Source organism: Deltaproteobacteria bacterium (assembly GCA_009930495.1).
Lineage (GTDB): Bacteria > Desulfobacterota > Desulfovibrionia > Desulfovibrionales > Desulfomicrobiaceae > Desulfomicrobium.
Genome location: RZYB01000301.1, coordinates 1 through 2,188, shown reverse-complemented (window position 1 = coordinate 2,188; position 2,188 = coordinate 1). Strand labels below are relative to the sequence as shown.

The 2,188-nt window shown below is 66.5% G+C and carries 3 protein-coding genes; 1 reads left to right on the top strand and 2 read right to left on the bottom strand.

Going from position 1 to position 2,188, the window contains the following annotated elements:
- Window positions 1–44 precede the first annotated feature (44 nt).
- A complete protein-coding gene (locus EOL86_14035; GenBank protein NCD26693.1) occupies window positions 45–755 on the top strand; it encodes a TrkA family potassium uptake protein in 711 nt (236 codons plus the stop codon).
- Here the strand turns inward: EOL86_14035 and EOL86_14030 are convergent.
- Complete coding sequence (locus tag EOL86_14030; protein ID NCD26692.1) at window positions 718–2,043, bottom strand: glycerate kinase; 1,326 nt, start codon at window positions 2,041–2,043, stop codon at window positions 718–720. The genes EOL86_14035 and EOL86_14030 overlap by 38 nt on opposite strands.
- A gap of 38 nt (window positions 2,044–2,081) precedes the next feature.
- A partial coding sequence (locus tag EOL86_14025) for a D-glycerate dehydrogenase (protein NCD26691.1) occupies window positions 2,082–2,188 on the bottom strand: 107 nt, incomplete at its 5' end.

Here is a 2,188-nt window from a genome sequence, read left to right as displayed (position 1 = left end):
CGGCTCCGCGCCCTGCTGGATCTGCGCTGAACAAGGAGGACATCATGAATGTGATCATCGTGGGCGGAGGCAAGGTCGGCACCCATCTGGCGACGCGGCTCCTGGCGGAAGGGCACAGGGTGGCGGTGGTCGAGGCCCGGACCAGGGAAGTGCACGAGGCGTACGACGCCCTGCCGCCCGAGGTCGTGGTCGCGGGCGACGGCACGGACCCCGCCACGCTGGAGCGGGCCGGCATCCGGGAGGCCGACGTCGTGGCCGCCGTGACCGGCACGGACGAAACCAACCTGGTCGTGACCAGCCTGGCCCGATTCGACTTCGACGTGGCCCGGACCATCGCCAGGGTCAAGGACCCCAAAAACGCCTGGATGTGCACCCCGGCCATGGGCGTGGACGTGGCCGTGGATCAGGCCGGACTCATGGCCCAACTCATCGCCGAGGAAATGTCCCTCGGCAACATGATGACCCTGCTCAAGCTCTCCAAGGGCGACTACACCCTGGTCGAGGAACGGGTGCACCCGGACGCGCCGGCGGCGGGCAAAAAAATCATGGAGCTACGCTTTCCCGCCGAAAGCATCCTGGCCGGCGTCATCCGCCAGGGCAGCCTGCTCATCCCCCATGGCGAGACCGTGCTTTTGCCCGGCGACGAGGTCCTGGCCGTGGTCCATTCCGCCCACAAGGAGGAACAGGCCTCGATCCTGGGGGGCCAGGCTCTTCCGGTCAGTCAGGGTCGATCAGCAAGCCCGTCACGTCCATGACATTGGTCCGGGTCGGACCCGTGACGAGCAAGGCATCCGCCTGTTTCAAAAACGAATGGGAATCGTTGTTGGCCAGATACGGCTCCGGGTGCAGGTCGCGCGCCCTGGCCTTGGCCAGGGTGTCGGGCAGGATCAGGCCACCGGCAGCGTCCGTGGGTCCGTCGCTGCCGTCGGTGCCCAGACAGACGAGACAAACCGGCCGGGATGCGGGAACCCGCTCCAATTCCATCCCCAAGACCAGGGCCATTTCCTGATTGCGCCCGCCCAGGCCCTGGCCGGTCAACGTGACCGTGGTCTCGCCGCCGGCCAGCAGACAAAGGCGCTCGTTCCCGGCGTGCTCGCGGGCGGCCTGGGCCAGCATGGCCGCTGCGTCACGGGCTTCGCCGGTCAAGGCTCGGGTCACGACAACGGGCCGGTACCCCAATCCCTCGGCAGCCTGGGCCGCGCCCCGCAACGCGGCCTCATTGTTGGCCAAAATATGGTTGCGCACGGCGCCAAAACAGCAATCGTCCCGCTTGGTCGTTTCTGGAAGCAGACCCGCCGCGCCGTCGCGCAACACGCGCATCACGGCCGCCGGCATGCGCCCGTCCAGGCCGAAACGGGCGATGATTTCCAAACAATCGCCAAAGGTCGAACAATCCGGCGCCGTTGGGCCGGAGCCGATGACATCCAGATTGTCGCCGACCACGTCGGAAATGATCAGGGTCACCACCGTGGCCGGTTCCAGGGCCTTGGCAAAGAGCCCGCCCTTGATCCGGGACAGGTGTTTGCGGATGGCGTTGATCTCATGGATGGTTGCGCCGCAGGCCAAGAGGAGCTTGGTGGCGGCCATCTTGTCGGCCAGCGTCACGGGCGGTCTGGGGCTTGGAATGAGGGCGCTGGCCCCGCCGGAGAGCAGAAAAAAAACCAGGTCGCGCGGCCCGACCTTCCCGGCCATGGCCAAAAGCTCGCGCGCGGCCCGCTCGCCCTCGGAGTCCGGCACCGGATGGCCCGACTCGATGATCCGGCAGCCCGGAATATCCAGGCCATGCCCATACTTGGTGACGATGAGGCCATTCTCGAAGCGCGCCCCCAGCACATCCTTCAGGGCCTGGGCCATGGCCGCCGAAGCCTTGCCCGCGCCGACAACAACCACGCGCTCGAAGCCGGACAGATCATAAACCGTATCGCCCAGGGTCAAGATGTCGCCAGACAGACCAATGGCCGTTTCGATGACGGGACGCGGCGCGCAGGCCCGCAAGGCACCATCCACCAGACACATGAGCCGGGTACGGCGGGGATCAGATATAGGCATGATTTTCTCCGATACAGTCCACCAGGCCGCTGTTACCGGCCCAGCACTTCCGGGTTAAGGCAGGTTTCAGGACGACCGCCGGACAGCATGGCCAGAAGGTTGCGGGCGGCCATGGTCGCCATGTTGGTGCGGGTGGATG